Annotated in this window: 24 protein-coding genes; 22 read left to right on the top strand and 2 right to left on the bottom strand. The window is 40.2% G+C overall.

Features of this window, described 5'->3' with window-relative positions; translation table 11 throughout:
• Positions 1–3: 3 nt before the first annotated feature.
• From atpF to atpC, 6 genes are read left to right on the top strand one after another with little or no spacing between them, the layout of a single operon-like run.
• A complete protein-coding gene (gene atpF / locus HMPREF3032_RS02455) occupies positions 4–498 on the top strand; it encodes a F0F1 ATP synthase subunit B (RefSeq protein ID WP_062401497.1) in 495 nt (164 codons plus the stop codon).
• Between the two features lie 4 nt (positions 499–502).
• Positions 503–1069: an ATP synthase F1 subunit delta gene (atpH, locus tag HMPREF3032_RS02460; RefSeq protein WP_062401500.1), complete on the top strand. Its 567-nt coding sequence runs from the start codon at positions 503–505 to the stop codon at positions 1067–1069.
• A gap of 2 nt (positions 1070–1071) precedes the next feature.
• On the top strand, positions 1072–2607 hold the full coding sequence (gene atpA, locus HMPREF3032_RS02465) for a F0F1 ATP synthase subunit alpha (protein ID WP_009353315.1): 1536 nt from the start codon (positions 1072–1074) through the stop codon (positions 2605–2607).
• 3 nt (positions 2608–2610) lie between these two features.
• Positions 2611–3465, top strand: coding sequence for an ATP synthase F1 subunit gamma (gene atpG / locus HMPREF3032_RS02470; protein ID WP_062401502.1), 855 nt, complete (start codon positions 2611–2613; stop codon positions 3463–3465).
• 22 nt (positions 3466–3487) lie between these two features.
• The gene (atpD, locus tag HMPREF3032_RS02475) at positions 3488–4906 is read left to right on the top strand and encodes a F0F1 ATP synthase subunit beta (protein ID WP_009353331.1); all 1419 of its coding nucleotides are present in this window, start codon (positions 3488–3490) and stop codon (positions 4904–4906) included.
• A 3-nt stretch (positions 4907–4909) separates the two neighbouring features.
• Positions 4910–5167: an ATP synthase F1 subunit epsilon gene (gene atpC, locus HMPREF3032_RS02480; protein WP_062401503.1), complete on the top strand. Its 258-nt coding sequence runs from the start codon at positions 4910–4912 to the stop codon at positions 5165–5167.
• Positions 5168–5331: 164 nt separating this feature from the next.
• On the opposite strand, the gene HMPREF3032_RS02485 is transcribed toward atpC, so the two are convergent.
• Positions 5332–6498: a pyridoxal phosphate-dependent aminotransferase gene (locus HMPREF3032_RS02485; RefSeq protein ID WP_062401505.1), complete on the bottom strand. Its 1167-nt coding sequence runs from the start codon at positions 6496–6498 to the stop codon at positions 5332–5334.
• 381 nt (positions 6499–6879) lie between these two features.
• Here HMPREF3032_RS02485 and HMPREF3032_RS02490 point away from each other — a divergent pair, with 381 nt between their 5' ends.
• The 13 genes from HMPREF3032_RS02490 (at position 6880) to HMPREF3032_RS02550 (ending at position 19662) form a co-directional block, all read left to right on the top strand.
• A complete protein-coding gene (locus HMPREF3032_RS02490) occupies positions 6880–7992 on the top strand; it encodes a RuBisCO large subunit C-terminal-like domain-containing protein (RefSeq protein ID WP_062401507.1) in 1113 nt (370 codons plus the stop codon).
• Between the two features lie 5 nt (positions 7993–7997).
• Positions 7998–8810 carry an MBL fold metallo-hydrolase gene (locus tag HMPREF3032_RS02495; RefSeq protein ID WP_062401509.1) on the top strand — a complete coding sequence of 271 codons (813 nt, stop codon included), beginning with the start codon at positions 7998–8000 and terminating at the stop codon, positions 8808–8810.
• Positions 8811–8857: 47 nt separating this feature from the next.
• Positions 8858–9337 (top strand): 23S rRNA (pseudouridine(1915)-N(3))-methyltransferase RlmH, encoded by a 480-nt coding sequence (rlmH, locus tag HMPREF3032_RS02500; RefSeq protein WP_062401511.1) that lies wholly within the window; start codon positions 8858–8860, stop codon positions 9335–9337.
• A gap of 14 nt (positions 9338–9351) precedes the next feature.
• On the top strand, positions 9352–10251 hold the full coding sequence (locus HMPREF3032_RS02505) for a hypothetical protein (protein ID WP_062401513.1): 900 nt from the start codon (positions 9352–9354) through the stop codon (positions 10249–10251).
• A 12-nt stretch (positions 10252–10263) separates the two neighbouring features.
• Positions 10264–10725, top strand: coding sequence for a CBS domain-containing protein (locus HMPREF3032_RS02510; RefSeq protein WP_009353341.1), 462 nt, complete (start codon positions 10264–10266; stop codon positions 10723–10725).
• 99 nt (positions 10726–10824) lie between these two features.
• Complete coding sequence (gene tig, locus HMPREF3032_RS02515; protein WP_009353430.1) at positions 10825–12153, top strand: trigger factor; 1329 nt, start codon at positions 10825–10827, stop codon at positions 12151–12153.
• Positions 12154–12193: 40 nt separating this feature from the next.
• A complete protein-coding gene (gene clpP, locus HMPREF3032_RS02520) occupies positions 12194–12787 on the top strand; it encodes an ATP-dependent Clp endopeptidase proteolytic subunit ClpP (RefSeq protein ID WP_197413483.1) in 594 nt (197 codons plus the stop codon).
• 12 nt (positions 12788–12799) lie between these two features.
• Complete coding sequence (gene clpX, locus HMPREF3032_RS02525; protein WP_009353388.1) at positions 12800–14023, top strand: ATP-dependent Clp protease ATP-binding subunit ClpX; 1224 nt, start codon at positions 12800–12802, stop codon at positions 14021–14023.
• Positions 14024–14114: 91 nt separating this feature from the next.
• On the top strand, positions 14115–16424 hold the full coding sequence (lon, locus tag HMPREF3032_RS02530; protein WP_062401516.1) for an endopeptidase La: 2310 nt from the start codon (positions 14115–14117) through the stop codon (positions 16422–16424).
• A complete protein-coding gene (yihA, locus tag HMPREF3032_RS02535; protein ID WP_009353280.1) occupies positions 16421–17113 on the top strand; it encodes a ribosome biogenesis GTP-binding protein YihA/YsxC in 693 nt (230 codons plus the stop codon). The genes lon and yihA overlap by 4 nt, the downstream gene beginning before the upstream one ends.
• Positions 17110–18081, top strand: coding sequence for a polyprenyl synthetase family protein (locus HMPREF3032_RS02540; protein ID WP_062401518.1), 972 nt, complete (start codon positions 17110–17112; stop codon positions 18079–18081). The genes yihA and HMPREF3032_RS02540 overlap by 4 nt, the downstream gene beginning before the upstream one ends.
• A 1-nt stretch (position 18082) precedes the next feature.
• Positions 18083–18937, top strand: coding sequence for a twin-arginine translocase subunit TatC (gene tatC, locus HMPREF3032_RS02545; protein WP_062401520.1), 855 nt, complete (start codon positions 18083–18085; stop codon positions 18935–18937).
• A 77-nt stretch (positions 18938–19014) separates the two neighbouring features.
• Complete coding sequence (locus tag HMPREF3032_RS02550) at positions 19015–19662, top strand: PepSY domain-containing protein (protein WP_062401522.1); 648 nt, start codon at positions 19015–19017, stop codon at positions 19660–19662.
• A gap of 39 nt (positions 19663–19701) precedes the next feature.
• Here HMPREF3032_RS02550 and queC read toward each other — a convergent pair whose 3' ends face one another.
• A complete protein-coding gene (queC, locus tag HMPREF3032_RS02555; RefSeq protein ID WP_062401524.1) occupies positions 19702–20391 on the bottom strand; it encodes a 7-cyano-7-deazaguanine synthase QueC in 690 nt (229 codons plus the stop codon).
• A gap of 102 nt (positions 20392–20493) precedes the next feature.
• Here queC and trmB point away from each other — a divergent pair, with 102 nt between their 5' ends.
• From trmB to uraA, 3 genes are read left to right on the top strand one after another with little or no spacing between them, the layout of a single operon-like run.
• Positions 20494–21168 (top strand): tRNA (guanosine(46)-N7)-methyltransferase TrmB, encoded by a 675-nt coding sequence (trmB, locus tag HMPREF3032_RS02560; protein WP_009353360.1) that lies wholly within the window; start codon positions 20494–20496, stop codon positions 21166–21168.
• Positions 21155–22558 carry an FtsW/RodA/SpoVE family cell cycle protein gene (locus tag HMPREF3032_RS02565; protein ID WP_062401526.1) on the top strand — a complete coding sequence of 468 codons (1404 nt, stop codon included), beginning with the start codon at positions 21155–21157 and terminating at the stop codon, positions 22556–22558. The genes trmB and HMPREF3032_RS02565 overlap by 14 nt, the downstream gene beginning before the upstream one ends.
• Positions 22559–22594: 36 nt before the next feature.
• A complete protein-coding gene (gene uraA / locus HMPREF3032_RS02570; RefSeq protein WP_062401528.1) occupies positions 22595–23872 on the top strand; it encodes a uracil permease in 1278 nt (425 codons plus the stop codon).
• Positions 23873–23948 lie beyond the last annotated feature (76 nt).

The following is a 23948-nucleotide window of genomic DNA, read 5'->3' on the forward strand; positions in this document are numbered from 1 at the left end:
CCGTTGGTAGATTTAAACGGCACACTCGTACTTCAGATTTTGAACTTTATTGTGCTAGTGTTGATTTTAGCAAAGTATGCGTATAAACCGTTATTGCAAACCATGGAAGAACGGAAACGTCGCATTGAGAATGATCTTACCAGTGCAGAACAAGATAGAGAAGAAGCGGCTGCGTTGAAAGCTGAATATACAGCGCAATTGCAAGAAGCTCGTAAAGAAGCACAAGGGATTATCGAGACCGCAAAACAACAAGCAGAAGTAGAATCACAAGCACAAATCAAAGAGTTACGAGCTCAACTAGTGAAAGAAAAAGAAATCGCCCGCCAAGAAATTGAACGGGAACGGGAAAAAGCAATGCAACAAATCCGCGCAGAAGTTGTGAATTTGTCTGTACAAGTGGCTGGTAAGTTAATTGGAAAAGACTTTTCCAGTGCTGATAATGTAGCTCTTGTAGAGGATACCATTGCAAAACTTGATAGTACAACCATAAGGTCGTGATACGATGAGTGTAGAAAGAATTGCAGAAACATATAGCTCCGCTATATTTGAATTAGGACAGGAATCAGGTTTGTTACCACAATTTGATACAGATCTTTCCTATGTGCAAGATTTATTTTCCACCCATGAGGAATTACGCCAAATTTTAATCAATCCTATGTTAGAAGTAGCGGGAAAAAAGAAAATTTTACAACAAATCTTTGGTAGTGAAGTGCATCCATTGATTATGAATTTTCTCAATGTTATGGTGGACCGCCGTCGCAGTCCCTATATCATGGAAACAGCTCGTGCTTACGTAAAACGCTCCCGTGAAAGTCGCGGTATTTTGGAAGCAAAAGTAACGGTTATAGAACCACTTTCAGAGGCAATGCGGGAAAAAGTATTACGTAAGTTACAAGAGATCACTGGCAAAGAATGTGTCATCGAAGAATATGTGGATCCATCCATCTTAGGTGGTATGGTCATTCAAGTGGGAGACACTCGGATTGATGGAAGTATGGCTAGACGATTGGAAGAATTAAAAAAATCATTGCTTAATGCAAGTACCAATAAGATTGGGGTGAATGGTTAATTATGAAAATGACGCCTGAAGAAATTACTGCCATTATTAAACAGCAGATTCAGGACTATAATGTTGAATTAAACGTAGATGACGTAGGAACTGTTCTGGAAGTAGGGGATGGTATTGCGCATATCTACGGTCTTGAAAAAGCCATGGCTGGCGAATTGTTAGAGTTACCTCATGGCGTATATGGCATGGTACTCAATTTAGAACAAGATAATGTAGGCGCCGTTCTCCTAGGTAATGACTTCTTGATTAAAGAAGGCGATGAAGTGCGCCGTACAGGCCGCATCATGCAGGTTCCTGTAGGAGATGGCTTAATTGGTCGTGTTGTGAATGCCCTTGGTCAACCTATCGATGGTAAAGGTGAAATTGTGGCAGAAACATATCGTCCTGTAGAATACCCAGCACCTGGTATTGCAGATCGTAAATCTGTATTTGAGCCAATGCAAACTGGTTTGAAAGCCATTGATGCGATGGTACCAATCGGTCGTGGTCAACGGGAGTTGATCATTGGTGACCGTGGTACTGGTAAAACAGCGATTGCTATTGATACGATCTTGAACCAAAAAGGACAAGATGTGATTTGTATCTATGTAGCAATTGGTCAAAAAGAATCTACTGTAGCTCGTGTAGTACAAAAATTAGAAGAAGCAGGGGCTATGGACTATACGATCGTTGTGTCTGCTGGTGCTTCTGAAGGGGCTCCTATGCAGTACTTAGCACCATATTCTGGGGTAGCTATGGGTGAACATTTCATGTACCAAGGTAAACATGTACTTTGCGTATATGATGATTTAACAAAACAAGCTGCTGCCTATCGTGCGATGAGTTTGTTGTTACGTCGTCCTCCAGGACGTGAAGCGTACCCTGGTGACGTGTTCTACTTACATTCTCGTTTATTGGAACGTTCGGCAAAAGTATCTGATGAATTGGGTGGCGGATCTATTACAGCTTTACCAATTATCGAAACACAAGCAGGTGACGTATCTGCCTATATCCCAACGAACGTAATCTCCATCACTGATGGACAAATTTTCTTGGGTACAGATATGTTCTACTCTGGTGTTCGTCCAGCAGTTGACGTAGGCTTATCCGTATCTCGTGTAGGTGGTAGTGCGCAAATTAAAGCGATGAAACAAGTAGCTGGTAAATTGCGCTTGGAATTGGCACAATATCGTGAATTGGCTGCTTTCGCGCAGTTCGGTTCTGATTTGGATGCCTCCACAAAAGCACAATTAGATCGTGGTGAACGCTTAACTGAAATGTTGAAACAACCACAATACTCTCCGTTAAAAGTAGAAGAACAAGTGGTATGTTTATATGCAGGTATTAATGGCTATTTCAAACGATTAGCTGTTCATGATGTACCAGCATTCCAAGATGCCTTATTACACTATGTACATGGTAATTATGCCAATGTATTAGCATCAATTAGAGATACTAAGAAATTAGAAGAAGATACAGAAAAAACATTGCAACAAGCGATTTTAGAATGTATTGATGTCTTTGGTGCTACTCACGAATTATTACCAGAGGAGGCGTAATCTATGAGTAGTGCACAAGACTTACGCAAGCGTATAAAAAGTGTCACTAATACGCAGCAAATTACAAAAGCTATGAAGATGGTAGCATCTGCTCGTCTACGTCGTGCACAACAAAAAGCGAAAGGTACTGAACCTTATACAGAACGTCTCCGCCACATGCTGCATCAAAGCATGTCCTCTCTAGATGGGGGCGCAGATTTACCGCTACTCACAGTTCGTCCTGTGAATAAGGTAGCCTATGTGGTGGTAGGTGCGGATAAAGGTTTGGCTGGTGCTTATACTAGTAATATCATTAAATACGTGCAATCCTTGCTCAAGGATACGCCAACAGATGCCTATGGTTTATTCACAGTGGGTCGTAAGCCAACGGAATATTTCAGAGGCCATGGCTATTCTGTAGTCTCTGAGTTGCAAGGTTTTTCTGATAAACCAGGCTTTCATCATGCTCAAGACATTGTGGAACAAGTGAAAACCATGTTCTTGTCTGGTGAGGTAGATGAAGTGGTATTGGTATACACTAAGTTTGTGAACTCCTTATTGCAAGAAGTGACTCATGAGCGCTTATTACCTCTTTCATTAGAGTCCGATACCGCAGAGGCCGGTGAAAGTTTATTCTATCCGGACCAAGGGTCTGTATTGGAACAATTGTTGCCAGCCTATGTGGAAAGCACTGTATATAATGCATTGCTACATGGGGCGGCTAGTGAATTAGGTGCCCGTATGACGGCCATGACATCCGCTACTGATAATGCAGGCGAATTGATTGGTACCTTGCACTTAGAATACAATAAGTTGCGCCAAGCAGGTATTACTAACGAAATTTCTGAAATCGTAGGCGGTGCAAATGCATTGCAATAATAGATAAAGGAGTATCTCGTATATGAGTACAAATATAGGTAAAGTAGTTCAGGTTATTGGACCGGTGGTAGACGTAGTCTTCCCAAAAGGTGAATTGCCTGCTATTTACAACGCAATTACTATTACAAAAGGCGACGAACAAGCATCTAAGATTGTTGTAGAAGTGATGCAACATTTAGGTGATGACACAGTTCGTTGTGTTGCTATGAGTTCCACTGATGGATTGACTCGTGGTATGGAAGCAGTGGACACAGGAGCCGCTATTTCCGTTCCTGTTGGTGATGGTGTATTAGGTCGTATTTTCAACGTATTAGGCGAAACAGTAGACCACGATCCAGCAGAAGTGAAAGTGAATGAACATTGGCCAATTCACCGTGCCGCTCCAAAATTTGATGAATTAGCACCAGAAACTAATATTTTAGAAACTGGTATTAAAGTCGTAGACTTAATTGCACCATATGTAAAAGGTGGTAAAATCGGTCTATTTGGCGGTGCCGGTGTAGGTAAAACAGTTCTAATCATGGAATTGATTCATAACATCGCTACAGAACACGGTGGTTACTCCGTATTCGCAGGCGTTGGTGAACGTACCCGTGAAGGGAATGACCTTTGGAATGAAATGAAAGAGTCTGGCGTATTGTCTAAAACAGCGCTTGTTTATGGACAGATGAATGAGCCTCCTGGAGCTCGTATGCGTGTAGCTTTAACAGGTTTGACGATGGCGGAATATTTCCGCGATGTGCAACAACAAGACGTGTTGTTATTCGTAGATAATATTTTCCGTTTCATCCAAGCTGGTTCCGAAGTATCTGCCTTGCTAGGTCGTATGCCATCTGCCGTTGGTTACCAACCAACATTGGCCAATGACGTAGGGGCATTACAAGAACGTATCACATCTACTAAAGAAGGTTCCATTACGTCTGTACAAGCCGTATATGTACCTGCCGATGACTTGACTGACCCAGCACCAGCGGCTACATTTGCTCACTTGGATGCTACTACAGTATTGTCTCGTTCCATTGCAGAACTTGGTATTTACCCAGCCGTGGATCCATTGGATTCCACAAGCCGTATCTTGGATCCATTAGTATTAGGGGAAGAACATTACTCCGTAGCTCGTGGCGTACAAGAAGTACTTCAAAAATACAAAGATTTACAAGATATCATTGCTATCTTAGGTATGGAAGAATTGTCTGAAGCGGATAAATTAACCGTAGCTCGTGCTCGTAAAATTCAACGTTTCTTGAGTCAACCATTCTTCGTAGCTGAAGTATTTACAGGCAGTCCTGGTAAATATGTGCCATTGAAAGAAACATTGCGTGGTTTCCGTGAAATCCTAGAAGGTAAACATGATGACTTACCTGAAAGTGCGTTCTACATGGTGGGAACTATCGATGAAGCTGTTGCCAAAGGAAGGGACATGTTAGGGAAAGGAGAATAATCTATGAGTACCATGCATGTAACAATTATTACTCCTGATGAAACAGTGTTTTCTGGAGACGCAACGATGGTGGTAGGAAAAGCTCTTGATGGAGAGTTTGGTATCCAACCACATCATATGCCTTTAGTGAGCGCTTTGGCGCCAGGGGCGATTCGCATTGACCATGATGGCAAGAGTGAAGAATTTATACTACCTGGGGGATTCCTAGAAGTGGAAAATAATTCTGTATATATCACGACGGCCTCTTGTGAACGTGCTTAACTACATATCGAAGAGATAGAAAAAGGGTTGTACCGAACTGCCAGTGGCAGTGGTACAACCCTTTTATGGTTTTTAAGTTGTCTAGAGCTGCTGTAATCTATAAGATGTTACAGCAGGTAGGAAGAATATTAGGATTCACCTACCTATGGTCTGTTATAGATTATTTATTTCTGTAATGTTGTTAAGAAAATTTGTATTCTTCGTAATGCCTCTTGAATAGTTTCTTTAGAAGACGCATAGGAGCAGCGAATACGGTTAGCACCGCAGGTGCCGAAAGCAGAGCCTGGTACAACGGCTACATGTTGTTGTTCTAGCAATTGTTCGCAGAAACTTTCATCGGATAAACCTGTTTGAGAAATGTCGGGGAACACGTAGAAAGCTCCTTCTGGTACGGCAATCGGTAGCCCCATGTCTTGGAATCCTTTCACGATCATGTCACGTCGTTCTAGGTAATCTTGGCGCATAGCGATAACGGAGTCATCACATTCGTTTAGGGCAACGATGGCAGCGTGTTGTACTGGAGTAGCAGGAGCAACGATGCTGTACTGGTGCAATTTAATGCAAGCTGTAATGAATGGTGCTGGGGCGCAAAGAAAACCGATGCGAAGACCTGTCATAGCATAGGACTTGGAGAAACCGTTTAAGATGATAGTGCGCTCTTTCATGTCCGGTAAGGACGCCATAGATACATGGTCCTTGTGGTAAGTTAACTCTGAGTAAATTTCGTCAGAGATGATGATCAGGTCATGGGCTTTAGCGAACTCTGCAATAGGCAATAAATCTTCGTAGTCCATGATGGCTCCTGTAGGATTGCTTGGGTAACACATTAAAATAGCTTTTGTTTTTTCTGTTACAAGCTTTTCCAATTCTTCTACACGAAGTTTAAAGCCATCTTCTAAATGTGTGGGTACAGGAACTGCTTTGCCACCACACATGTGAACTTCTGCTTGGTGAGCTACGTAGGATGGATTTGGGATTAACACCTCGTCTCCTTCGTTCAAGAGGGCACGTAAAGACAAATCGATGGCTTCACTAGCACCGATGGTGAGCATCATTTCATCTGTGCCGTAGTGTACGTGGTAACGGCGGTTGTACCAATTGCTAATGGCTTCGCGTAATGGCAAGATGCCTGCATTGGGGGAATAATTCGTTTCCCCTCGTTCCACGCTGGCTACCAGTGCATCTAGCACAGGTTGGGGCGGAATGTAATCGGGTTCCCCAACGCAAAGAGAAATCACACCCTCCATAGCCATTGCTTTTTCCCAAAATTTACGAATCCCAGAAGGGGGAAGTGTTTGTGTCATAGTTGAAAGATAATTGTTCCAGTTCATAGATTGTCCTTTCTGATACATGATGTATGTATCTCTATGTCAAATGTCAGGATGTTGTGTCAACTGATATAGATAGTCGCTCTTAAGAGTGCATACAGGCGGTCACAACACCTAGTGGAATGATAGAATAAATAATAGTAACAGTGTACCACATTCTTAGAAAAGAACCTAGTGGATTAGAGGTTCTTTTTTGTTGCATATAGTGTATAATTGTAGGTATGACATAGCATTTCATAAGAACTTATGTCATACTATAAAGATAGAGAAATCAGATAACAGATTCTCAAACACTGTTGCCGTAGCATTTTGGTAACAGACTTTCAGATTGATTATAAAAAGATAAAAATAGAGTATATTGTAATGATGGGAAAGGAGTTACTAATGGAAACATTTTCCGTTACCTATGCATTGCACGTTCCCACCTACGAAGAGGCGAAGCAAGTGGCTTGGTCCATACAGGTGGAGCAAACCATTGAATTTCCTTATGAATTATTAGGGGAAAGCGACCCACGTCGTCAAATGGTGGGACAATTGCTTTCCTTGGAAGAAAAAGAAGATTGTTTTTTGGCAAAGATTGCCTACCCGGTGGAGACATCAGGATTGGAAGTGACGCAGTTTTTAAATGTAGTCTTTGGAAACTCGTCGTTGCAACCACACATTTGGGTGGTGGATATAGAGTTGTGCCCAAGTTTAGTAGAGGTATTTCAAGGCCCTAAATTCGGCTTAGCTGGCATTCGAGAATTATGCCAGACCCCAACTCGCCCCATGATTCAAGCCGTAATTAAACCTATGGGGACACCCAATGAAGAGTTGGCTCGCATGTGTCATGCCTATACTATGGGCGGTGCCGATGTGATTAAGGATGACCATGGATTGACGAATCAATCTTTTTCGCCCTTCAAAGATCGTGTGTCACGATGTGCCCATGCAGTACAGGAGGCGAATGCTAAAAGTGGTCATCACACCCTCTATGCAGCCAATGTATCTGGGGATGGTACAGATGTGCTAGAGCGGGCCCATTATGCGAAAGAAGCAGGTGCTACAGCTCTGATGGTAGCCCCTTCCTTAATCGGATTTGGCTGGCTACATCGATTGGCTACCGATGATTCTTTGAACTTGCCGCTCATCGTGCATCCTGCTATGATGGGTGGATTCACATTACCCGGTACATCAGGAATTGCCGCTACGATTTGGATGGGCTTATTGCCACGTATTTTCGGCGGGGATATGAATATTTTCGTGTCTTATGGTGGACGATTTACATTTAAACCAGACTTGTGTCGTCAAATTTGTGATAGTAATCGTGGACCATTGGCGTCGATTAAATCGTCTTGTCCATCTCCAGGTGGTGGCGTGACCGAGGCACGTTTGCCAGAGTTGGTGAGCATTTACGGTACAGATACGATGTTCCTTGTAGGGGGCGATATGTTCCGACGAGGACCAGATTTAACAGAGAATATGAAAGCTTTCATAGATGTATTAGAAAGAAGCTAGGAACAATGACAACAAAAGAGAAAGAGTTAGAAGTTCATGTCGTGGCTAGCGGTAGTAAAGGGAATTGCACCATTATTCGCAGTTCTCACAGTGCAGTGATTGTTGATGCAGGTATTAGTTGCCGAAGGATTACTAATGCTTTGCAGGATTTAGAGATACCCAAACATATGGTAGAAGGGATTGTTATTACCCATGAACATTCTGACCATATTGCAGGGGTACCACAAATGATTAAGCAAATGGGTTTACCTATTATCACAAGACCTAATACAGCACGGCGTCTTATGGATAAATTTAGCGTATCTGCAGAGTGCTTTCAAACGTTAGGGACGAAAGAAGTAACCATAGGAGATATGGTGTTGCAACCATTTTCTACGAGTCATGATGCGGTAGATCCCATTGGTATCACTTGTTATAAAGGGCAGACAAAAGCAGCTTTATTAACGGATACAGGCATGGTATCAAAGGAGATGCTAGAGCATCTACATGATACAGATTTGTTGGTATTGGAAGCCAACTATGATGAGCATATGTTGTTATATGGACCATACTCACCAGATTTAAAACGTCGAGTGAAGAGTCATGCAGGTCATCTATGTAATATGACGGCTATGAAAGTATTATCAGCCTTGAGACGACCTAAGAATATGGAAGTTATTTTTGCCCATCGTTCAGAGCAGAATAATTCTCTCCACTTAGTAGAACAATTATCAGAGCGTTTGTTAAAGTGGTGCAAAACACAAGGGCAAATGGGATTTACTGCATATCATGGGGATCCCAAAGAGTATACTTCGATTGGTATATCTAATCATACATAAAACGCCTTAGTTTGAAATATAGTAAACGTCTTAGGAGATATGATAGTATGAAATTTTCTATCTATTGTATAGGAAAGTTAAAAGAGCCTTATTTGCGAGAAGGAGTAGCGGAATTTGTTAAACGATTGCAACCCTATGGGGGTGTGACGATTACAGAACTGCCGGAAAGTAAATTAGGAGAAAAACCTAGCCCATCAGATAAGCAAAAAGCACTCTATGATGAAGGGCAACGGTTATTGAAATATTGCAATCCCCAAGCCTTTGTTGTGTTGCTAGATGTGTACGGCAAACAAATGAGCTCGGAGGAGTTGGCAAAGCGGATTAGTGAATTAGAAGTACAAGGACATAGTGAGATGATCTTTTTCATTGGAGGAGCCTTTGGTGTATCGGAAGAATTACGACAGCGGGCACAGTGGAAATTGTCCATTAGCCCCATGACTTTCACCCATCAAATGGTGCGGCTTGTACTGGTAGAACAATTATATAGAGCTTGTAAGATTAATCGAAATGAACCATATCATTGGTAGGAAAGGAGATATGCATGGCAAGTGCAATTGAAAAAGGAATTACTTATGTGTCAGCGGATATACAGGAACTACCCTTGGAGGATCCTGAATTTATTGGGCATTATAAAACAGAATTAACCGAAGGGAAGGAAGATATTCTTGCCATTGAAGGTGAAATCCAAAATTTGGTACAAGGATATGAGGCTCTCTTTGTCGAATTAAAAGAAATAGGGCAATCTGAGACATTAGACGAACATCATGGTATGGTTAGCGATAATATACGTGAGTATAAAAATGTAACAGCTACGATTTGTACCGTTTTAGATACCTATATAGATATGGCTAATATGATTCATCAAATGGAAACTTCTGGTGGTAATCCTGCCTATTTATTGCATCGTAAACAAGAATTATTAGAGCAGAATGTAGAATTGAATAAAATTTTTGACCGTGTAGATTATTATATTTCTACAGTGGTGGATATGCTTGCAAAGGAAACAGATGTGGTAAAAGCTATGCTAGAGAGCAAGCATACTGTATCTGAAGAGGAGACAGTGCATATTTTATTCCTACATCAGACAGCATTGAGTACTTGTGTGGATATCAATAAATTGTTAGTGGAACGATTACAATTAATGGTACCTCGCCTCGAAGGGTTACGAGAAGATGTGATGAAAGTACAGGTTCATTCTGTAACAAATGATGTAGAAGAACGTAGAAAGCGATTGCAAGAATTACGTCAACAAGCGAAAATAGAAGATGTAACAGATTACGCGGATTTAGAAGGGCAATATCGTCATGCTTATGATGAGGAAGGAAACCACATCGGAACTCAAGAAGGGGGCGATGGTGGTAACCGTAAAAGTTTGACTGCCATTTTGGTTGTAACAGCGATAGTGATTGCTATCTTTGCTGCATATGTATATATGAAATAGGAGGATTTAACCATGACATTACAAGAGATTATGAACAAATATCCAATTACTGTTGGTAAAGATGAACAAATTACAAATGTAGCTAAATTGATGGTAAAACACAATTTAACAGCCATTGCTGTTGTAGATGAAGAGAATAAATTAATCGGTATTGTGTCGGAAGGGGATTTGTTGTATAAAAAAGTTCGTCCTCATGCGCCACATTATATCAATATTTTGGGTGCTAATATTTATTATGGTGGCATCGGTGAATACGATGGACAATTTAAAAAATTGATGGCTACTCATGTTGAAGAAATCATGACTACAGAAGTGATTACTGCCTATGCAGATGCAGAAGTAGAAGTGACTGTAGGAGCTATGGTAGAAAAGCATTTAAAAAACTTACCAGTTGTTGATGATGCATATCATCTAGTTGGTATGGTAAGCCGTCATGATATTATGAAACTTATTGCTGAAGAACAAGGTAAATAGGGAAATAATTGCACTATTGACAACTTTATGATAATATTAAGAATGCAATATTAAAACTTATAATTTGGGTGTACTATACCCTAAGGAGGAAATAGTTTCATGAAAGCAACTGTAACTGCTGTTGATCAGCACAAGGTATCTATTACAATCGAAATTCCAGCGGAAGATGTGAAAAAAGGTTTTGCACAAGCTGTAAAACGCATCGCTGGTCAAGTTAATATTCCAGGCTTCCGTAAAGGTAAAGCACCTCGTAAAATTTTGGAAATGAACTATGGTAAAGAAGCTATCGCTGAAGAAGCGTTTGAATTATTAGCAGGTCGTGCTTATACAGAAGCACTTCGTGAAAATGAAATTATTCCTGTTAGTGAGCCAGAAATCGATCGTGAACAATTCGAAGAAGGTAAAGATTTGATTTTCAAAGCTACAGTAGTTAAACAACCAGAAGTTACATTAGGCGACTACAAAGGCTTAGAAGTAGAAAAACAAGATGCTACTGTTACTGACGAGCAAGTAGAAGAACAATTAAACAATATCCGTAGCCAACAAGCTAAAATGGTAGCAGCTCCAGCAGATGCAACTGTACAAAAGGATGATTTTGCGACAATTGATTTTAAAGGTTTCATCGATGGCGAAGCATTTGATGGTGGTGAAGGTAAATCCTACCCATTACAAATCGGATCTGGCAGCTTCATCCCAGGCTTTGAAGATCAATTAATCGGTCACAAAGCTGGTGAAGATGTGACTGTCACTGTTTCTTTCCCAGAAGACTATTTCGTAGCAGAATTAGCTGGTAAAGAAGCAAAATTTGAATGTCATATCCATGATATTAAACGTAAAGAATTGCCTGAAATCACTGATGAATTCGTACGTTCCGTATCTGTAGGTCAAGGTAAAACTGAACCAGCATACAATACAGCAGAAGAATTCAAAGCAGATCTTCGCAAACGTATGGAAGATGATGCTGCACGTCGCGCTATTGACGCATACAATGCAGGTTTAGTGGAACTAGCTGTTAAAAATGCAACAGTAGATATTCCTGAAATCATGATTGAAGACCGTGCTGAGCAAATGGTTCAAGAATTAGCAATGAATCTTGAAGGCCGTGGTTTGAAATTGGAAGACTACTTAAAATTCTCTAACAAAACTATCGAAGCATTACGTGAAGAAAATAAAGCCGCAGCAGCAGAAAACGTTCGCGCTGACTTAGTATTAGATGAAATTGCAAAAGCAGAAAACGTTCAAGTTACTCCAGAAGATATGAACTATGAAATCTTTGCTATGTCCCAACAATTTGGTGCTGACCCTAAAGAAGTATACGATATCATTGTAAAAGAAGGCCGTGTATCTATGTTAGCAAGTTCTGTAGCACGTAAAAAAGCAGCTCGTTTCATCATAGAGAATGCTAAAGGTGCTGAAAAAGCTGAATAATTGCTAATGCAGGTACATGTATAAGAGGTGTTAGATGTCTATGTATGTGCCAATCGTAGTAGAGCAAACTGGTCGTGGTGAGCGATCCTACGATATTTATTCTCGTCTATTGAAAGATCGAATTATTCTATTAAGTGGCCCCATTGATGATACGGTAGCAAATAGTATCGTAGCGCAATTGCTGTTCTTAGAATCTGAAGATCCAGATAAAGATATTCACTTATACATCAATAGCCCAGGTGGTGTGGTAACAGCAGGTATGGCGATTTACGATACTATGCAGTACATTAAACCTGATGTGTCTACAATCTGTGTAGGCTCAGCGGCTAGTATGGGTTCATTGTTGCTCACAGCGGGAGCACCTGGTAAACGCTATGCATTGCCTCACTCTCGTATTATGATTCACCAACCATTGGGCGGTGTCCAAGGGCAAGCTTCTGAAATTGAAATTCATGCTCGTGAGATATTGCGTTTGCGAGAAGAATTGAATGGCGTGTTAGCACATCATACAGGTCAGCCTATTGAGGTGATTGCACAAGATACAGATCGTGATAATTTCATGTCTGCAGAAGATGCAAAACGATATGGCTTAATTGATGAAGTGTTAACTCGTCCATCTTCAACAGAAAAATAAGGAGACAGGGGTTTGAATAAAGACGATAAAGAAAGACGTTGTAATTTTTGTGGTAGAGCAGAAACAGAAGTCGAACGATTAATAGCGGGCCCTAATGTATTCATTTGTAATGAATGCATTGATGTATGCCAACATATTATTGAGGAAGACAAAATTGAAGAACTACCGGAGACGTTTGATTTAAACGATATCCCGACTCCAAAAGAGATTAAAGCTCATCTTGATCAATACGTAATTGGTCAAGATGACGCTAAAGTTTCCTTGGCTGTAGCCGTATATAATCATTACAAACGTTTGCAACATGATAATGTCATCGATGATGTGGAACTACAAAAGTCCAATGTATTATTTATTGGACCTACTGGTAGTGGTAAAACATTATTGGCTCAAACATTAGCAAAAATGTTACAAGTACCATTTGCCATGGCAGATGCTACTAGTTTGACAGAGGCAGGCTATGTAGGGGAAGATGTAGAGAATATTCTTCTTAAACTGATCCAAGCTGCCGACCATGATATAGAGCTAGCTGAACGCGGTATCATCTACATTGATGAAATCGATAAAATTGCTCGCAAATCAGAAAATCCGTCTATTACTCGTGATGTATCTGGTGAAGGGGTACAACAAGCATTACTGAAAATCCTAGAAGGAACAGTAGCCTCTGTGCCACCACAAGGGGGACGGAAACATCCAAATCAAGAGATGTTACACTTAGATACAACAAATATCTTGTTTATTTGCGGTGGTGCTTTCGATGGCATGGAAAAAGTGATCACGAAACGAACTGCGAAAAAAACATTAGGTTTTGGTGCAGACATTCAAAAGAAAGAGGAACAAGATGTAGCCTCTATTTTAAAAGAAGTCGTACCAGAAGATTTACAAAAATTCGGATTAATTCCTGAATTTATCGGACGATTGCCAGTGATGGTTACGCTCAGCCCACTTGATGAAGAGGCATTAATTAAAATTTTGACAGAGCCTAAAAATGCATTGACTAAGCAATACGAAAAAATGCTGTCTTTAGATGATGTAAAATTAGTCTTTGAATCAGATGCACTCCGTGAGATTGCGAAAGAAGCCTTAGAACGCAATACGGGAGCACGCGGATTACGGGCCATTATCGAAAAAGTTATGAAACGTGTGATGTATGAAGTACCATCTATGAAAGATGTAAAAGAATGCATCGTAACAGATAAAGCGGTTCGTGGCGAAGAAGAGCCAATACTCAATAAATGAGTCCACGCTGAAGAAATCAGATAGTAAAGGCAAAGAAACTCATTTCATAGGCGGAATGGGTTTCTTTTTATCATATAGTACTGGGGGTTCAATGGAAACTAAACCTATGACATTACCGATGGTTCCCTTACGTGGAATGGTCGTATTTCCCAAAGTAGTAACACAATTAGATATTGGTCGTACTACATCTGTACAAGCTGTAAAGGCAGCTATGGATAAAGATCAATATTTAGTGGTATCTACTCAAAAAGATGAAAGTATCGAAAGTCCTACATTAGAAGAGTTAGGTCGTGTAGGGACAATTGTTAAAATAAATCAAATGCTTCGTTTGCCAGGTGGTGTAGTTCGTATTTTAGTAGAAGGTGTGACACGTGTTAACATTGATACTATTCTAAGTACTGAACCTTTTTACGAAGCTGTTGTAACACCATTAGAGGTTATTCATGAAGACCCAATGGAAGAAGAAGCATATCGTCGCATTTTGCAATCTAAATTTGCTCAATGGGTAGAGGTTATTAAACCAACAACAGATGAAGGATTGGACCAAGTATTAGGCAGTGCTGATGCTAGTGAATGGGCAGATCAGGTAGCCTTTCTTGTACCTATCCAAACAAAGGTGCGTCAAAGCATTTTAGAAGAGTTATCTGTTAGCCGTAGATTGAATATGGTAGTTGGTGTATTAAATACAGAACTGCAAATCAATGATATGGAAAACTCTATCAATAACCAAGTTCGTCAATCTATGGAAAAAGCACAAAAAGAATATTTCTTGCGTGAAAAGATTCGTATTATCCATGATGAATTAGGTGATAAAATGGATCCTGATCAAGAGGCAGAAGAGTTACGAGAAGAGCTGGCGAAATTAGAGTTGCCAGAAGATATCCATAGTCGTATCGACAAAGAGATTACGCGCTATAGTCGTATGCCACAAATGATGCCAGAATCCAATATTTTGCGTAATTATATTGATTGGTTATTGCAGCTCCCTTGGAATACCCTGTCTGATGATCGCTTAGAATTGAAAGAAGCCAGCGAGGTGCTTGATGGTGACCATTATGGTTTAGAAAAAATCAAGAAACGGATTCTAGAATTTTTGGCAGTGCGCAAGTTATCTGGCAAACAAGGCGGTTCTATTTTGTGTTTAGTAGGGCCTCCAGGGGTGGGTAAAACATCCTTGGCAAGTTCTATTGCAAAAGCAATGAATCGTAAGTTTATCCGTGCTTCCTTAGGTGGTGTTCGAGATGAAGCTGAAATTCGTGGGCATCGTCGTACCTATGTAGGAGCCTTGCCAGGTCGTATGATTCAAGGACTAAAGAATGCTGGTACTCGAAACCCTGTATTCTTGCTTGATGAAATTGATAAGTTAGCGTCTGATTATAAAGGGGATCCATCCTCTGCCTTATTAGAGGTGTTGGACCCTGAGCAAAATAGTACTTTCAGTGATCATTATATTGAAATTCCATTTGATTTCTCTGATGTATTTTGGATTACTACTGCTAATGTAGCAGGGAATATTCCTAGACCATTATTGGATCGTATGGAAATCATCGAGCTCAGCAGCTATACAGAGGAAGAAAAACTAGAAATTGCTAAACGCTACTTAGTGCCAAAACAAATTGAAAAACATGGTTTACAAGAGCAAGGAGTGAAACTATCCGATGCCGTGTTAAAACGTGTGATTTCAGAATACACTCGTGAAGCTGGTGTACGTACCCTAGAAAAAACAATTGCTAAAATTTGCCGTAAATTGGCATTTGCTGTGGTTACAGAAGATGAAAAAGCACCAAAAGTAACGGTAAAGAATTTGGAAGATTATTTAGGTACCCCTAAATTTGTAGAAGAGTCTCGTGAAAAACAAGCTCAAGCAGGTCTTGTGTATGGTCTTGCTTGGACCTCTGTAGGTGGCGTGGTATTGCCATGTGAAGCGACAACTATGCAAGGCACAGGGAAATTAAACTTAACCGGTAGTTTAGGCAAAGTGATGCAAGAATCTGGTCAAGCGGCTATGTCTTATATTCGTCATCGCCAAAGTGAGTTGAAATTACCAGAAAAATTCCATAAGGAACTGGATATTCATGTTCACTTACCAGAGGGGGCTACGCCTAAAGATGGTCCATCTGCAGGTATTACAATGACCTTGGCCATTGTATCTGCTTTAACCGGTAGAAAAGTACGATCTGATATTGCCATGACAGGTGAAATTACTTTACGTGGTAGAGTGTTGCCAATCGGTGGTTTGAAAGAAAAATTATTAGCTGCACTTCGCTATGGAGTGAAAGAAGTACTTATTCCTGAAGGTAATAAAAAGGATATCCAAGACTTACCAGATATCGTAAAAGAAGGATTGCTTATTACTCCTGTAAAAACGATGGAACAAGTATTAGAAAAGGCATTACTATGAAGAAAAAACCAGCAGTAAAACGCCATCCAAAACCAGTGTATACTAGAAAAGAGATAACAGGTCCACGTATCATCGCAGCAAAATATATAGCGTCTGCGGTAAAGGCGGATCAATACCCAGAAGGTGATACCATTGAAATCGCCTTTTTGGGACGATCCAATGTGGGAAAATCTTCTTTGATTAACTCTTTGTGTAATTATAGAGGATTAGCACTGGTCAGTGGTACGCCGGGTAAAACGAAAACGATCAACTTCTTTAGTATAGAATCAAAAGAAGATTTACCAGATGATATGGAACGTCGTTTTGATTGGTTCTTAGTGGATTTACCAGGGTATGGATATGCTAAAACAGGAGGCTCCAATACCAATATTTGGTCTTCTTTTATTGCTAATTACATTTTACAAAGCGAACGGATGATGCTACTTTGTTTACTTATTGATGGGCGTCATCCAGAGTTGCCCATTGACCAGGAGGCCTTTGATTGGTTGCAATCACACGGCGTACCTTTGCAAATTGTGGTAACAAAAGCGGATAAGTTAAAAATGAATGAGCGACAAAAACAGTTAAAAACTATTGAAGAGCGATACCCAACAGGGTATCCACCAATTTTGTATAGCTCTTTAAAGCATACAGGTCGTGATCGTTTATTAGCACGTATTAATGCAGTCTTATTGGGGGAAGAGGAATGAGTATTCTTACAGATGCACAAATGAAACTGCGCGTATCTAAAGATTTAGAGCGTGTAGAAACATATTTGCAACAATCTCTACAAACTGGTGCAGAAGATTTTAATGCACTCATTCGTCCTCTTTCCGCAGGGGGCGGCAAGCGATTACGGGCGCAATTGTGTTTGTTGATTGCTTTGAGTGGAGATTCTAATCAAGAAGATAGAGTGCGTATGGCGGCGGCTATTGAGATGCTGCACTTGGCTACACTCATTCATGATGATGTGTTAGACCAAGCAGAAGTACGCCGAGGAGTTACGTCCATTCATTGCACAAAAGGCAATAAAGTGGCCATCCTTAGTGGAGACTATTTATTTGCTAAAGCATTTGGTATTGTAGCTGAAATCGGGTCCATTCCATGTTTGACCATTTTTTCTGAAATTATTTCTGCCTTGGTAGAAGGCGAATTTATGCAAATGGAAGATGTGTACCGATTAGATCAAGGTACAGAACGATACCTATTAAAAACACAAAAGAAAACAGCAGATTTCATTGAAGGTTGCTTAGCATTAGGTGGTATTCTTGGTGGATGGTCAGAGGAGCATATTCAATTATTGCGCACCTATGGTCATGGCTTGGGCATGGCATTCCAAATTACTGATGATGTGATGGATTATCGTGAGCAAACGGTCACTACAGGTAAGCCAGTCGGTAAAGATGTGAAAGAAGGTATTTTGACCTATCCTTTATTGTCTGTCGTAACTCCTGACAATACAACGCATGTAACGAATATGATTGAAGACATTCGCAATGGAAAAGATACAAAGGAATTGATGGAGTATGTGACGGCTAAAGGTGGTATCGATCAAGCCTTAGCTCTTGAGGCAACATATCGTAAACAAGCGGAGACAGCCCTACAACAACTACCATCTTTCAAAGGAAAAGATATTTTGGAAACTGTTCTTGAGAAATTGTCGAACCGTAAGGTGTAGTATGAAAGAATTTCAAGTAAAAAACTTTGAAATGAGTGCCAAACGTCCATCCTTGAATAGTGTCATAGAACAAAGAAAGCGTCTTGCTCAACAACAGGTAGAGCAAGACGCCTTGTTGCAACAGGATACCTATACAGAAACAGAAGCGAAACTTATGCAAGAGGCGTCCTCCATGTCTGTGGTGGATCACTTAAGTGAACTTCGCACACGTTTAGTAATCGCTATAGTGGCAATTATTATAGGTACCTTGGGGGCGTACTATTATGTGGAAGATATTCTGCAAATTTTAGTGGCACCAGCAGGAAAATTATATTATACAAAACCAACAGAAGCCTTTTTTACATATATGAAGATTTCCTTAGTAGCAGGTTGTATTGTATCTAGTCCTGTATGGTTTTATCAGATTTGGGCTTTCATTGTACCGGCCTTGTCGAAAGGCGAGAAGAAGGTCACTTTTATGGTGGTGCCTACAGCGGTGGTCTTATTTGTGGTAGGTGTACTATTTTCATATTACTTAGTATTGCCTATGGCTATTCAGTTTTTTATTGGCTTTGGTACAGATGAATTACAACCATTATTTTCTATAGGGCAATATATCGATTTTGTGATTGCCTTTATTTTACCCTTCGGAATTACGTTTGAACTGCCGCTTATTTTGATTGCTTTGGGTGTACTGGGTATTCTTTCATCTGATCGATTACGGGAATATAGGAAAATGTTTATTCTCTTGGCTTTTATTATCGGTGCAGCTATTTCTCCGACCCCAGATATGTTATCACAAACTATGATTGCGGGACCTATGATTTTACTCTATGAAATTAGTTATGGTGTATTACGATATATTGTAAAAGTATGAGCATTTGGTTCATATTATGTTCATAATTATAGTGTATACTGATTCAGAGACTAATTAGTGTATATAAAGGATGTAATATGAGACGAAAAATAATCATAGGTATCCTGAGTATTTGTGCTATTATATCTGCTGCAGTAGGCACATGGTATTGGTATAATGCCAAGCAAAATAGTATATCTATGGAGTCCACATCGATGGATGCGGACACTGTTAAGCTAAAAAAGGTGGCTTTACCAGAAACAAAAGTTGTGCCCACAACAGATAAGGTAGAAGCTAATGATGGACCTGACCCTATTATGGTAGATGCCAAAGGGGCAGTTAATCTGTATAAAAAACAATATCCAACGGCGCAAATTAAAGGGATAACCTTTGCAGAACAAGATGGACGCAAAAGCTACGAAGTAGCAGGTGTTTCTTCGGAGGCTGGTCATAGTGTGATGATTGATGCAACCACTGGCCAAGTTCTAAGTGCAGAAGTAGATACAGCACCAGAAAATTTAAAAGAATCTACAGCTATCGACTTAGGAAATGTAATTAATCCTGATGAGGCAAAGCAAGTGGCTATTACTATTTTAGGTAGTAGTGCTCGTCTAATACGATGGGAACTTGAAACAAAAGAATATGTGGCTAGATACCATATGGTATTAGATGTGAACGGTGACATTATGTATGTTGTTATTGATGCTAATTCCAGTCAGGTAATCGAAGTGACTAAAGAAGGATAAAAGCTATTCAATCCAAAAAGGTTGAATAGCTTTTTTGTGTTATTTCTGTTGTAATAATGGATCTACCATATCATTATCCATGAAAGCTTGTTCTCGATCACGGCATGTGCCACATGTATGGCATGGGGTAGAACCCCCTTCATAACAAGACCAGGTAAGGTGGTAAGGAACCTGTAAACGCAATCCTTCTTGTATGACTTGGGATTTGTTCATATCATTGAGAGGAGCATAGAGGCGCACTTTGTTATAAGAACCGATGTAAATGGCTTCATTCATATGATGGTTGAAGTCAGGTCGACAGTCTGGGTACGCATTGCCTGCAGCATCATCAGCATGGGCGCCGATATAGATGGTCACTTCTTCCTCTGGGTATAGACTGAGGGCTAAGCTAGCAGCCATGGAGAGGATGAGACCATTGCGGAATGGTACATAGGTAGATACGGAACCGGTTTCTGCAATTTGTTCACCATAGGTGCGGTGATCGATACTTTCAGTAGAAGAAGATAAGAGGGACGAGTTGGAATAGGACATTACCTGAGTCAGGTCCAGTTCATAATGAGGAATGCCATAATAGTTGGCAATGGCTTTGGCGGAATCTAATTCTTTTTTGTGCTTTTGCCCGTACCAAATGGACAGGGCGCTCACATTGTCTGTGCCGAGAACATCGATGGCCATGGCTAAGCAGGTAGTGGAATCTACGCCGCCACTGGATAATACTAATGCTTTCATAGGAAACCTTTCATGGAAATAAAAAAATTATAAGTGAGTACTGACATAGAACAGATGATGTACTATAATAGTAAGGATAAGATTGTTATAAAAGGAGATAGTATGCGTTTACGTAGAAAACCATGGATTGATGAAGCAATCCTAGAATATAATACATATACTGTACTAGAGAATCACGAAGTTTTCAAGGGAAAATGGCGTGAAAGTTTTGCAGATCCATCTAAACCTTTATATATGGAATTAGGGACGGGAAAAGGCAAGTTCATTGCTGGTATGTGTGAAGCCCATCCAGAAGCAAACTTTGTGGGCTTTGAAGTGCAAATTGGAGTGCTATACTATGCCGCTCAAAAGTTATTTGAACAACAAGCTGAGAATGGTAAAGTGAGCTTATTTGATATTGCGGGGATTGAAGAAGTAGTAGCACCAGGAGAGGTAGACCGGTTCTATATTAACTTCTGCGACCCATGGCCAAAAGCTAAGCATGCGAAACGTCGATTGACCTATCACACCTTCCTAGATCGATATGCACGATTGTTGAAGGAAAATGGAGAAATCCACTTTAAAACAGATAATGAAGGCTTGTTTATGTTCTCTTTGGAGGAGTTTACAAACTCTGGTTGGACATTAAAAAATGTAAGTTATGATTTACATAGTACGGATATGCCTAATGTGCGCACAGAATATGAGGAAAAATTTAGTGCCAAAGGGCAGCCAATTTTCCGCTTAGAGGCTATTAAGCCAGCTAAAGGAAGTGATACGACAGATGCAGGAAAATAGTCATACTTCATCTAAGCCATCATCTAGTGTATGGCAAAATATTCGATCTTTTTATCGTAGTATTATTAAGCATGATGGACAAGGTATATTAGTGCCTCTTTTTGGGATTATTTTAATAGGATTTTTTAATGGTTACAGTGCTACCTATACTACGACCCTACAAGGGGGAGATAATTGGAAACCATTTTGGTTCTTATTAGGTAAACAACTAGTCTTTCTAGGGGCTGGTATTCTTGTAGCCTGGAGATTCTATTTGTTTGATTACCGTAAATGGGCAGACTCAAAGGTACAACTAAAGATGTTTTTGTTTTTACTTTTTTTGTTGCTCATTGTATTTTTACCCTTCTTAGGGCATGGCGCTAATGGTGCGCGACGTTGGATTGGATTGCCTTATGGAATGACATTACAGCCATCTGAATTTGCTAAATTAGCAGCTATTATTTGGGCGGCCTATAGTATTGATAGACATGTGAAAAAGCATGGGAGAATGTACTTGTATGAATATTATGATTGGGGTGGGAATACACGGTTACATGGACTTTGGAGTTGGTGGAATCGTGTCATAGGAAAACTAAATGCCCTGTGGAAGGCCCTGCGAGGTACACCGGGGATATTTCACCCTAACTTATTAGTGCCAGCCGTATTTACAGTTCCTTTTGTGTATGCTTTCATTACTATGTTTCAACCAGATATGGGAACAGCTGTATTAATTTTCAGTTTTCCCGTGATCATGACCTTTTGTGTAGGCTATTATAAAGGGCATAGGAAATATCTAGGTATAGCATTTGGTGTTGTACTAGCTATTGCGTATCCCTTAATTGCTTTTGTGTCCTATCGACTGGATCGGGTTCGTGCCTATTATGATCCATGGTCAGATACTACAGCTAATGGATATCAAGTGACACAGAGCATACTGAGTGTGTCGATTGGTGGATTTTGGGGCGAAGGCTTTACAAAGGGAATTTCCAAATATAATTATTTGCCAGAGGCTCATACAGACTTTGCTTTTTCTATTTTCTCACAAGAATTTGGCTTATTAGGTGTGTGCTTGGTTATCTTTTTATTTCTTTGGTTTACAAAATATGGACTTTCCATTGCTCGTCAATCTAGAGATTTATTAGGTCAAGTATTAGCGGTAGGTCTTACATTTTTTATTACAATTCAAGCATTTTTTAATATTGCTATGGTGGTGGGAATGCTACCAGTAACGGGGGTACCTTTACCATTTATCAGTTATGGGGGATCCTCTTTGGTGACAAATTTTGCTGTCATAGGAATATTATTAAATATTGCGCGCCGTAATGAATATGCACGCAAACAAATAGGAACGACACGTCATTTGCCGTCCATTGGCGAAGAAACGCGCCATCGTTTTCAACCTAAGGCTTAATGTTTTAAGTGTGATTCACACAGAAAGAGATGCACCATGAAAGATTTTATTGATGTTCACGAACGCCCGTCTTTCGCTAAGTTATTGCCACTTAGTTTTCAGCATTTATTTGCTATGTTTGGGGCTACTGTATTAGTACCATTCTTATTGAAAGTTGACCCAGCGACGTCCCTGTTCATGAACGGTATTGGAACTATTTTATACGTATTAATTTGTCAAGGAAAGATTCCTTCCTATTTAGGTTCTAGCTTTGCTTTCATTGGACCAGTAGGTGCTGTGGTAGCCTCTGGCATGACCTATGGAGCAGCACAAGGTGGTTTTATTGCCTTTGGTGTGTCTTTTATGCTATTGGCTTTGTTAGTTAAATTCATTGGTATTAAATGGATTGATGTATTATTCCCTCCTGCCGCAATGGGCGCGATTGTTGCGGTTATCGGTTTAGAAGTTGCCCCTGTAGCTATGGGTATGGCAGGTATCATTGGAGATCAATGGCAAAGCTTTGGCATGACTCATGAGCAAGCGTTATTTTTATCCTTATTTTCCTTATCTGTGACAATCTTGGGTACCGTATTATTCCGTGGATTCTTTGCAGTGATTCCAGTATTAATTGGTGTGGTATCTGGCTATGTAGCTGCTGCAATCATGGGAGTAGTAGATTTCGCAAGCGTAGCCAATGCTCCTTGGTTTGCATTCCCTCAATTCTATGAGCCAGAATTTAATATCAATGCTATCCTAATGGTTATGCCAGCTTTATTCGTAGTATTTGCAGAACATGTGGGTCATATTGTAGTAACAAGTAATATCATTGGTCGTGATTTAATGAAAGATCCAGGATTGAGCCGTTCTTTATTTGCAGATGGTTTATCTAATGTGTTATCCGGTTTATTTGGTGCTACACCGAATACAACATATGGAGAAAATATCGGTGTTATGGCGATTACACGTGTATTCAGTACCTTCGTTATCGCTGGTGCAGCAGTACTTGCTATCTTGTTCTCTTTCATTGGCAAAGTAGCAGCTTTAATTCATGCCATTCCAGTTCCAGTTATGGGTGGTGTAAGTATTTTACTATTCGGTATCATCGCTGCTTCTGGTTTACGTATGTTGGTAGAACGCAAAGTGGATTATACAAAATCTTCTAATCTAATTTTAACCTCTGTAGTACTAGTTATCGGCTTGAGCGGTGCTAAATTAGCAATCGGCCCAGTGGTACTGCAAGGTATGGGATTGGCAACAGTAACAGCCATCTTATTGAGCGTTATCTTTGCGATTTTCCGTAAAACAGGACTTGGAAATGCGGAACTTAAAGACTAATCTTGCTCCCCTATGTAGCCTGTGGCGTTATTAATTGAATATGATAAAAAGGAAGAGCACGGTATACTCCTCACAA

This window comes from Veillonella sp. DNF00869 (assembly GCF_001553345.1).
In the GTDB taxonomy this organism is placed as follows: Bacteria; Bacillota; Negativicutes; order Veillonellales; family Veillonellaceae; genus F0422.

Coding starts and splice junctions, on each gene's coding strand:
- atpH (WP_062401500.1), top strand. CDS start 503: ATGAGTGTAGAAAGAATTGCAGAAACATATAGCTCCGCTATATTTGAA.
- atpA (WP_009353315.1), top strand. CDS start 1,072: ATGAAAATGACGCCTGAAGAAATTACTGCCATTATTAAACAGCAGATT.
- atpG (WP_062401502.1), top strand. CDS start 2,611: ATGAGTAGTGCACAAGACTTACGCAAGCGTATAAAAAGTGTCACTAAT.
- atpD (WP_009353331.1), top strand. CDS start 3,488: ATGAGTACAAATATAGGTAAAGTAGTTCAGGTTATTGGACCGGTGGTA.
- atpC (WP_062401503.1), top strand. CDS start 4,910: ATGAGTACCATGCATGTAACAATTATTACTCCTGATGAAACAGTGTTT.
- HMPREF3032_RS02485 (WP_062401505.1), bottom strand. CDS start 6,498: ATGAACTGGAACAATTATCTTTCAACTATGACACAAACACTTCCCCCT.
- HMPREF3032_RS02490 (WP_062401507.1), top strand. CDS start 6,880: ATGGAAACATTTTCCGTTACCTATGCATTGCACGTTCCCACCTACGAA.
- HMPREF3032_RS02495 (WP_062401509.1), top strand. CDS start 7,998: ATGACAACAAAAGAGAAAGAGTTAGAAGTTCATGTCGTGGCTAGCGGT.
- rlmH (WP_062401511.1), top strand. CDS start 8,858: ATGAAATTTTCTATCTATTGTATAGGAAAGTTAAAAGAGCCTTATTTG.
- HMPREF3032_RS02505 (WP_062401513.1), top strand. CDS start 9,352: ATGGCAAGTGCAATTGAAAAAGGAATTACTTATGTGTCAGCGGATATA.
- HMPREF3032_RS02510 (WP_009353341.1), top strand. CDS start 10,264: ATGACATTACAAGAGATTATGAACAAATATCCAATTACTGTTGGTAAA.
- tig (WP_009353430.1), top strand. CDS start 10,825: ATGAAAGCAACTGTAACTGCTGTTGATCAGCACAAGGTATCTATTACA.
- clpP (WP_197413483.1), top strand. CDS start 12,194: ATGTATGTGCCAATCGTAGTAGAGCAAACTGGTCGTGGTGAGCGATCC.
- lon (WP_062401516.1), top strand. CDS start 14,115: ATGGAAACTAAACCTATGACATTACCGATGGTTCCCTTACGTGGAATG.
- yihA (WP_009353280.1), top strand. CDS start 16,421: ATGAAGAAAAAACCAGCAGTAAAACGCCATCCAAAACCAGTGTATACT.
- HMPREF3032_RS02540 (WP_062401518.1), top strand. CDS start 17,110: ATGAGTATTCTTACAGATGCACAAATGAAACTGCGCGTATCTAAAGAT.
- tatC (WP_062401520.1), top strand. CDS start 18,083: ATGAAAGAATTTCAAGTAAAAAACTTTGAAATGAGTGCCAAACGTCCA.
- HMPREF3032_RS02550 (WP_062401522.1), top strand. CDS start 19,015: ATGAGACGAAAAATAATCATAGGTATCCTGAGTATTTGTGCTATTATA.
- queC (WP_062401524.1), bottom strand. CDS start 20,391: ATGAAAGCATTAGTATTATCCAGTGGCGGCGTAGATTCCACTACCTGC.
- trmB (WP_009353360.1), top strand. CDS start 20,494: ATGCGTTTACGTAGAAAACCATGGATTGATGAAGCAATCCTAGAATAT.
- HMPREF3032_RS02565 (WP_062401526.1), top strand. CDS start 21,155: ATGCAGGAAAATAGTCATACTTCATCTAAGCCATCATCTAGTGTATGG.
- uraA (WP_062401528.1), top strand. CDS start 22,595: ATGAAAGATTTTATTGATGTTCACGAACGCCCGTCTTTCGCTAAGTTA.